This is a genomic window from Ruminococcus sp. (assembly GCF_045129435.1).
GTDB lineage: Bacteria > Bacillota > Clostridia > Oscillospirales > Acutalibacteraceae > Ruminococcoides.
On the sequence record NZ_JBGVJL010000120.1, the window covers coordinates 1 to 8,101 of the forward strand.

Here is an 8,101-nt window from a genome sequence, read left to right on the forward strand (position 1 = left end):
CTTTGAAAAAGGTTGACCAAATTTTTATGTCTGAGTATTAAGACTATGAGAATTCAAGCAAAAATTTTCCGACCATTACAAACCCTAATTTATAAAATTCCTCAACTTTCACCAAAGAACCGCAAAAATAGCTCGGCTATAAAAATAACCGAGCTCACTCGACATCTTATCGACAGAGTTCTGAAAACAGAACGGTGTTACGACACCCTGTCCTCCGATGACCATATTTATTTCAGTAAAGATATTCTATTATATTTTCTTGCCAAAGTCAAGCGTATAGCAGCACAAAATAAAAAACTTGAAGCAGAATATAAAACTACTTCAAGTTTTTATTGCGAATGAAGCCAAAGCGTAAGATTGCCAATTAAAGGAACGGTGCAGATTACTTTACCTACAATATCTTTACTTGTTACATAGCCGGAGTCAGCTGCATTATTTGCATCACCTTTTGTAATATAAACCAAACCGTTTTCGGTTGTTTTAGTTGATATTATTCTGTGAATCACAGTTTTTCCGTTCCTTTTAAATTGTATAATATCGCCTACAGAAACATTTTTTTCGGATTTAGATACAATCACCACATCGCCGATATTTATCTCGGGCTGCATACTTCCTGTAGCAACCGAAACAGGAGCAACAGTCAGAAAGCCGCATATAAAAGCAATAGTAAAGCAGCATATACCAACCAATGCCATTGAGAAAAAATTATGAATTTTCTTGCTTACAAAACTATACTTTTTTTGCTTGCTTTCTTTACTAAAAGCACAGTCAAGAGTAATAATAAAAATCATACAAAGTATTGACTTTATAAAGATTTCCGTTTTTTCGCTAATAATTGGTTCAAACGGAATGAGTATTACAGCTGCCTTTGTGATAAAGCAAAACAATATCGTTGCAACCGCACCGCCTTTATAGCAAAGAATGGTGAGAAAAATTGAATTTAGTATAAAAAGAGAGGTATACATTATAAGCAAGGATTTGTTTTCAAAAGAAAAACCTTCCTGTGCAAATAACAAAAAATCTATGATTGCAAATACAACAGATACCGCAAGACAATTAATATATTTATTAATTTTAGCCTTTTTTAACAAAAGAACAAAAGCAGCTCTTAAAAACTCACACACTAATAATAAGAGGAGGGTAAGCAAAAAAGTACCGATAACAGCGGTAATATCGGTAATTCCGTTTTGCTTGAATCCTAATATAAAACCGCCGCAATACAATAAGCAAATTTCAAGCACAGCGAACACAAAGCTCCAGAAAAGACTGTCGCCGTTGTTTATGCTGCCGTTAAAAAGTATATTGTTTTTTGCAAATTTCAAAACCCTGCTCATATTATTCCCTTTTGTTTTTACTTCTGATATATCGTGACGAGATTGTGTAAATAAATATTGAAATCAAAATTATTCCGCCAAAAGCAGAAAGCCTCAGTAATGCATCGCCTGTTTTAATACTTGAATTATCGGTGCTGTCGGCGGAGTCAGAGGTTGCCTGATTACCGTTGTCGGCATATAAAAGCTTAAATCCAAAGTTTCCGTTTTCAGTTCCGTTTGTGCTGTAAGCAGAATTTGGATTCCACTTTACAATAACCGAAAAACCGCAGATTTCATTTGGTGCAAGCACCTTTTTGCTGTCAAAACTCGGCAAAATCAAATCAATATAATCAAGTGTAGGCTGAGAAGCATAGACCTTGGCAAGTTCAACCGAGGTGTCGGAGGTGCTTTTTATTTCTATGTATATTTCGGAATACGCACCGGGAAATTCAAACACTCCAAGACTTGGTGAAACAGAATTTTTATCAAAATCAACGCAGCTTTTGCCGTTTACGCCATATTCAGATTTTATCTCTGCTTTGCTCACCGATACCTCACATTTCTGAGAGGTATCGGCTGTTGCCTTTGCAGAGACAGAGCACAGCAAAAGAAAAATTAAGAAGATAGAAAAAATCAAAACCGCATTGTTTAAGGATAGGGAATTTGCTCTTTTCATAAAATCCTACCTTATCGGTGATTTACTTATTTAGAAACGCTTGCACTGGGTGCTTCTTCAACTGAGTCCTGTACATAGCTGAGCTCTACAGAAAATTCCTGAGTGTCTGCTGTAAGGTCATTGTCAGAATCAGCCTTTACAACAAAGGTTACTGTGCAGCTTTCACCCGGAGCAAGTACCTTGTCGGTAAGTTCAGGAGCGTCAACAGTAAAAATCTCTGAAAGCTCTGTTACATTAAGTTTGTAATCAGAAAGATTTGCGTTAACATTGCCGCTATTGGTAACTGTTAATGAATACTCAGCCCAAGCATTGTTGAGCGAGAAGTTTACATTGCCGTAATCTGCTGTTGTGTCTGTGAACTGTGCAGGGTATGTTGTTGTGCTTTTAGCATCGGCAAGAGCAGTATTTGCTGCCTTGTATGTAAGCTGAACGCTGCCGTCAAGTTCCTTATAGAATCCGCCGATTAACCAGCCGATAGCTTTTCCGACTACAACACCTTCGTTTGCACCGTCATCATTTAAATGCAATGAATATGTAGTTGTATCAAGTACATTTGGTCTGTAGTAATTGATGAGTGATGATTTGCTTTCATCAACATTTACCTTAAAGTTTGTAAGACCACTATCACCCGGAATTACAGCAGTTGTGTAGTATCTTTTATCTCTTGGAATCATAAGCTGTGCAGTAAATTCAGCAAGTTCGTCTTTTGTGATGTTAACAACCTCAGGATTTTTATCATCAATCACATACATATAAGCACCGTTTGGTGTGCTCTGAGGGTCGTTTACACCGCCGACATACTTTAAAATAACATTGTATTCCACAACCTGAGCGGTAGGTTCAACTGTAACAGCCTCAGAATCAGCAGCCGCACCCTTACTGAGGTTTGTGATTGCTGCATTTGTAATTTTTACATCCCACTTTCCGTTTGCGGAAACTGTGCCGTTTGCAGAAATTTCTGTATTCCACTGAGCAAAGCCAAAGCACATTACACCAAGTGCCATTGTGCCGGCTGTTACTGCTGATAATAATTTAGTTCTTTTTTTCATAAAGTTTTCCTCCATAACAAAATAGTTAGTCATCGCTAACCTAAAGTCCAAAAAATAAACCTCCGGAGTTAATTCATTTGGAAAATGCAAAATCAGTTATCAAAGTTAGTTATAACTAACTTTGCAAAAATATTATAATAAACTTAGTTTACGTTGTCAACATAATTTTACAGATTTTACCATTAATACAAATTTGTATTAACTTTTTCCCGATAATATAAATAAAATTACAATGTACCTTTACTTCTCAAAAGCTCAATAGCTTGCTTTCCTGTGATATGTTCAATCTCGATTTTCACACAGCACAGACCGTTCCATTCACGCTGAATTTCTTTTTCAACTGCATTAATGTCATTGCTATATTTTAAGCCAAAAGCTGTCATTGCCGATTTAATTTCTGCTTCATTTTCCATTATTTTAGCTTTGCCAAAAATAATAACGCTTTTAAACAGAGTGGTAAGTTTTTCGCTGTCAACTTTGTCTTCTGCAATAACGCAAAACGATACCTTGCTGTTGTTCTTTATTGCGTCAAGCTTATGTCCGCTTTTTGCACAATGAAAATAAATTTTGCTGTCTGTATATACAAAATTGAGTGGAACGGTATAGGGATAGCCGTCATCACCGTTCACAGCAAGCACACCGCTTTTGCAGTTTTTTAAAATCTTAACAGCTTCGTCCTCTGTAAGCTGTTGTTTAAATCTTCTCATTTTACGAAACATAAAACCGCCTCCAATTAGGTACTATTATAACAAAAATTCTCTTTATTGCAAATCACCAAATTCAGAGTGATATTATTGTGTATTTTATTTTCAGCATAATTATTGTATATAATATCGCCATATGCTACAATGATTATAAAGAAATATGTTATTTTTGCAGTTTTTATTTTATCTCCGTATTACCTGTGCCCATTCCTGCTGATAAACTTTTTCATTACATATATTTTGCGTAACCGTATAGAGGTGAAAGCTATGAAAAAACATTCTAAAAAATATTTTATTGTTTTAATTATTATTGCTGTTATAGCAGTTTTAGGCTGTGCTATATATTTTACAATATTTAATACAACACATTCAAACTCGCTGAAAATTGAAAAGAATGATTATAATGCCTACAATAATGTTGTGGCAAACGGTGACGATATATGCCTTTTGCAGATTGACGACAGCTTGTATTATTACTATACAGGCAATGGAGATGTGTTTAAATATGGCTTGTATCAAATATCAAGCGGACAAACCAAGCGTGTGTATTGGCAAGGACCACAGATTTCGCCCCCTCTTTTTTATATGGATAATTTCTGCGACAACAAAATTCTGTCGCACTACACTAATGGAAATGATGTTGATTACTTTAATTTCGAAAAGCAGGACTTTGAGTCATATTTTACTGTAAATAATGACAGTGTAGAGCTAAAAGGGAATTATTTTGTTACAGATGATAAAATGTTCTTTTACTCAAATGAGAATAACATCTATTTATATACGGATAATGAACTTAAATTGGTAGCTACACCTGAGTCTTTGGGTGCAAAGTCAGACATTATTATTGAGCCGTATGTAGCCGAAAATTATTTTTATTATCAGCTTTCAGATCAAAACGGAAAAATTCAGCTTGTAAAATATGATTATAATAAAGCAGAGATACAGATGGTTTTTCGTTCGCAACTGTTACAGGCATAGTGGTTAATGTATGTATGTTCGCTTTGATGCCATATTATGGCTCAGATTTATTATTGAGCAGTTTAGTTACAGTTCTAATAATTATGGCTTTGTCAGCGGTAATAAGTCTGATTTTTAATTACCTTACAGTATTCAGAAAATCAACCATGAAAAAGAACCAAAAGGTAAAATCTATGCTGGTTTTCTTTATAATCACCGCTCCGTATTACCTGTTAATTTCACTTTCTCCATTAGTAGAAATGTTTTTTTAAATTAAGGTTCTGTTTTAAATGTTGGGATAATGTTAATAAATTTGGTTTTTATTACGAGAAGATAGTTTGCAAAGTAATAATTTTCTTGTTCCCGACAATAACTTAGAAACAGTCGGGAGTTAAAAGTATTGAGATTTCCTATGCTTTCTGCTCGGACAAAGAAATTTAGGTCGAGCCTTTTTAAAGGCTCGTGGGTTTGGGCAACGCCCAAGAAAGTTGTTTTCATTGCCTTTTATTAGTCACAAACAGCGTTGCTGTTTGTGTGATACATCAAAGTTTGACAAAACAGGCGATAGCCTTTTAATAAGAAATAATTAATTTTTCCATTATATAATGAGTGGTTTTTCTTGTTGCTATCGCAATTATAAGGTTTTCACAATTGTGTTTAAGCCGCCAAACAGCAGGCTGTTTGGCTATCAAATCTTTGCGTTAGCTAAAGTATTGTGGGCTTTGCACACCTCCACAACCTTTGAAAAAGGTTGACCAAATTTTTATGTACGAGTATAAAGTTTGTGCTAATTCAAACAAAATTTCCCGACCGTTGCTAAACCATAATTTACCCCAACTATTGGAAAATAATCTAAATTAATATCCCCCGACAGTAATTTTCAGTCACCTGTCGGGGGATTGATTTTATATAAATATTTTAGTTGATGCTAAAGATGAACATCAGCAAACTCGAAATTTGTTGTTACTAAACCTGTTCTCTGAAAGTGATTTTGCCGGTTTCTGCATCCATTGCATCTACAATGGCAAGGGATTCCAACTGATAGCCTGCATTGCGGATTATATTATCTTATGTTCTTTACAAAGGAACAGAGTGTAACTCTTCCTCGCTTTATAATCGCTACATTAGTGTTGTGTCTGCTATGTGTTTATAGAAGTATTTTTCAGCTTCTTCAAGGTTAATGGTTCGTTCGTGCCCTTTTAACAAATCATATGCTACAAGTGTTAGTCTGCACTTGCGGATATACTCGCTCACAGACATATCCGTCATATAGCTGAAATAATGCTTGAATTTATCATAAGGGCAAAGAGCTATTTCGGCAATTCTGCTTGTGTCAATCTCGTCACATAGGTTTTTCTCAATATATCGGTAAATCCGTAGTGTGCGAGTTCGTTGTTCATCACTTGGCATTTGGACTCATTAAACTGTATCGGAGGCTTATCATTTGGTCTGTATTTTTGATAAACTGCCATACTTGCACGATTTGTTTCATCATTAGTGTTGCTTACAAATGGGTGATAGGTTCGGGCATAAACCAAAGCGGAAGCAAAGCACCCGACAATATATTCACTATTACATTTTTGATTGTAACAAGTCCCCAAACATTAAACAACCAGAACGCTAAAGTCTGAATTATAAAACTAATATGCCATAACACTATATATCCTAAAACTGCACTCACAAATGCTTGCAGATTATAACAATAATCCATTTGATACCAAAGCAGCAAAGATGACATTTAGCGAAGTATTTGAGGCATGGTCAAAAAGGAAATATCAAACCATTTCAAAATCTAATATCAATGGTTATAATGCCTCCTACAAAGCTTGTCACTCTCTGTATAATAAGATTTTTAAGGATTTAAAGTTAGCAGATTTACAGAATGTAATTGATGATTGTGGAAAAAATTATCCTACCCTAAAGAAAATCAAAATCTTGTTTAATCAGCTTTATGATTATGCCATTAAGAATGATATTTGCAATAAGGATTATTCAACGTTTGTGGATGTTGCTCAATATAAAAATAAGAATCCTAACAAATATGATCGTAACAAGTTTGACAAATCTGAAGTTGATAAACTTTGGGAATTAAGTGAGGACAAATATTATCAGATTGCACTTATGCTAATTTACAATGGTGTTCGAGTTTCTGAACTTCTTGATTTGAAAAAAGAAAACGTCCATTTGGATGAACAGTATTTTGATGTGATTAGTAGCAAAACAGAAAATGGTATCCGTAAAGTACCTATTGCCGATAAGGTGCTACCATTCTATAAGACATGGTTTGATTCTTGTCCAGACTGTGAATATCTTCTTCACACTGATGATGGAAAGCATTTTCTCTATCGCAATTATTACGATAGTTATTTTACACCTTTGATGAAACAGTTAGGCATTGATAAGACACCTCACTGTTGCAGGCACACATGCGTTTCTATGATGACAGAAGCTGGTATTGCCCCAACTCTTATAAAATTGATTATAGGTCACTCAGGTGCAATGTCACTAACAGAGAAAGTGTATACACATATTGATGTTAAGGAGCTTGTTAATGCGATTAATCAAATCTAAATCAAAAAGGACATTCCCAGTATCTCTACTGAAAATGTCCAATACATACTTGATATTTTTGTAGTCTACTAGTAGCCTACATGTAGCCTACGGACCAAAATCCAAGGCATTTTAACACATCTGACAACCTCTGCAAACCCAGTAAATATGGGCAATTGCAAGTTTCCAAACGCTCGAAAGATTATCTCTTTGAGAACTGTGGTGCTCTACGAGCTGCCTTAAGACCGTATTTCTTACGCTCTTTCATTCTTGGGTCACGAGTTAAGAAGCCTGCCTTCTTAAGTGTTGAACGAAGGTTCTCTGAATCATACTGAAGAAGTGCTCTTGAAATGCCGTGACGAATTGCACCAGCCTGACCTGTAACGCCGCCGCCTGCTACTCTGCAAACGATGTCGAACTTCTGATCTGTTTCAGTTAATGCGAGAGGCTGTCTAACGATGAGCTTGAGTGTTTCAAGACCAAAATAATCGTCGATGTCACGATCGTTGATTGTGATTTTGCCTGTACCCTGGTAAAGTCTTACTCTTGCAACAGAGCTTTTTCTTCTACCTGTGCCGTAAAAATAAGGTGTCTTATCGTACATTATAAATTTGCCTCCTTCTTTTAAGCTTCAATCATTTCAGGCTTCTGAGCCTGGTGATTGTGTTCTGCACCCTCAAAGAGTCTGAGTCTGAGCAAAGCATCTCTGCCGAGTGTGTTCTTTGGAAGCATACCCTTTACAGCAAGCTCCATAGCCTTTGTTGGCTTTGTAGCCATAAGAGTATCGTATCTTGTTTCTTTAAGATGGCCGATATAGCCTGTGTGACGCTGCCACTTCTTCTGAGTGAGCTT

Annotated in this window: 10 protein-coding genes; 3 read left to right on the forward strand and 7 right to left on the reverse strand. The window is 35.7% G+C overall.

Features of this window, described 5'->3' with window-relative positions; translation table 11 throughout:
- Positions 1-329: 329 nt before the first annotated feature.
- The 4 genes from ACJMMI_RS06100 to ACJMMI_RS06115 form a co-directional block, all read right to left on the reverse strand.
- A complete protein-coding gene (locus ACJMMI_RS06100) occupies positions 330-1,322 on the reverse strand; it encodes a signal peptidase I (RefSeq protein ID WP_405354318.1) in 993 nt (330 codons plus the stop codon).
- A 13-nt stretch (positions 1,323-1,335) separates the two neighbouring features.
- Entirely contained in the window at positions 1,336-1,989 is a 654-nt protein-coding gene (locus ACJMMI_RS06105; protein ID WP_405354319.1) for a hypothetical protein, read from the reverse strand.
- 26 nt (positions 1,990-2,015) lie between these two features.
- Positions 2,016-3,038, reverse strand: a complete 1,023-nt coding sequence (locus tag ACJMMI_RS06110; RefSeq protein WP_405354320.1) for a hypothetical protein — start codon at positions 3,036-3,038, stop codon at positions 2,016-2,018.
- Positions 3,039-3,265: 227 nt separating this feature from the next.
- On the reverse strand, positions 3,266-3,757 hold the full coding sequence (locus tag ACJMMI_RS06115; RefSeq protein WP_405354321.1) for a pyridoxamine 5'-phosphate oxidase family protein: 492 nt from the start codon (positions 3,755-3,757) through the stop codon (positions 3,266-3,268).
- A gap of 252 nt (positions 3,758-4,009) precedes the next feature.
- Between ACJMMI_RS06115 and ACJMMI_RS06120 the strand changes: the two genes are divergently transcribed.
- Together ACJMMI_RS06120 and ACJMMI_RS06125 are read left to right on the forward strand one after the other, a co-directional pair.
- Positions 4,010-4,720: a hypothetical protein gene (locus ACJMMI_RS06120; RefSeq protein WP_405354322.1), complete on the forward strand. Its 711-nt coding sequence runs from the start codon at positions 4,010-4,012 to the stop codon at positions 4,718-4,720.
- Positions 4,721-4,734: 14 nt separating this feature from the next.
- Positions 4,735-4,971 (forward strand): hypothetical protein, encoded by a 237-nt coding sequence (locus tag ACJMMI_RS06125; protein ID WP_405354323.1) that lies wholly within the window; start codon positions 4,735-4,737, stop codon positions 4,969-4,971.
- Between the two features lie 847 nt (positions 4,972-5,818).
- Here the strand turns inward: ACJMMI_RS06125 and ACJMMI_RS06130 are convergent.
- Positions 5,819-6,109, reverse strand: coding sequence for a hypothetical protein (locus tag ACJMMI_RS06130; RefSeq protein WP_405354324.1), 291 nt, complete (start codon positions 6,107-6,109; stop codon positions 5,819-5,821).
- A 273-nt stretch (positions 6,110-6,382) separates the two neighbouring features.
- On the opposite strand from ACJMMI_RS06130, the gene ACJMMI_RS06135 reads away from it, so the two are divergent.
- Positions 6,383-7,270: a tyrosine-type recombinase/integrase gene (locus tag ACJMMI_RS06135; RefSeq protein WP_405354325.1), complete on the forward strand. Its 888-nt coding sequence runs from the start codon at positions 6,383-6,385 to the stop codon at positions 7,268-7,270.
- 181 nt (positions 7,271-7,451) lie between these two features.
- On the opposite strand, the gene rpsI is transcribed toward ACJMMI_RS06135, so the two are convergent.
- Both rpsI and ACJMMI_RS06145 read right to left on the reverse strand, forming a co-directional pair.
- Positions 7,452-7,853: a 30S ribosomal protein S9 gene (gene rpsI / locus ACJMMI_RS06140; RefSeq protein ID WP_022234348.1), complete on the reverse strand. Its 402-nt coding sequence runs from the start codon at positions 7,851-7,853 to the stop codon at positions 7,452-7,454.
- 20 nt (positions 7,854-7,873) lie between these two features.
- Positions 7,874-8,101: uL13 family ribosomal protein (locus ACJMMI_RS06145; protein WP_405354326.1), on the reverse strand; the 228-nt coding region annotated here is incomplete at its 5' end.

Bases quoted from the DNA above. Each gene is read 5' to 3' on its own strand.
- ACJMMI_RS06110 (WP_405354320.1), bottom strand. From the start codon at position 3,038: ATGAAAAAAAGAACTAAATTATTATCAGCAGTAACAGCCGGCACAATG.
- ACJMMI_RS06120 (WP_405354322.1), top strand. From the start codon at position 4,010: ATGAAAAAACATTCTAAAAAATATTTTATTGTTTTAATTATTATTGCT.
- ACJMMI_RS06130 (WP_405354324.1), bottom strand. From the start codon at position 6,109: ATGCCAAGTGATGAACAACGAACTCGCACACTACGGATTTACCGATAT.
- rpsI (WP_022234348.1), bottom strand. From the start codon at position 7,853: ATGTACGATAAGACACCTTATTTTTACGGCACAGGTAGAAGAAAAAGC.
- ACJMMI_RS06105 (WP_405354319.1), bottom strand. From the start codon at position 1,989: ATGAAAAGAGCAAATTCCCTATCCTTAAACAATGCGGTTTTGATTTTT.
- ACJMMI_RS06115 (WP_405354321.1), bottom strand. From the start codon at position 3,757: ATGTTTCGTAAAATGAGAAGATTTAAACAACAGCTTACAGAGGACGAA.
- ACJMMI_RS06125 (WP_405354323.1), top strand. From the start codon at position 4,735: ATGTTCGCTTTGATGCCATATTATGGCTCAGATTTATTATTGAGCAGT.
- ACJMMI_RS06135 (WP_405354325.1), top strand. From the start codon at position 6,383: ATGCTTGCAGATTATAACAATAATCCATTTGATACCAAAGCAGCAAAG.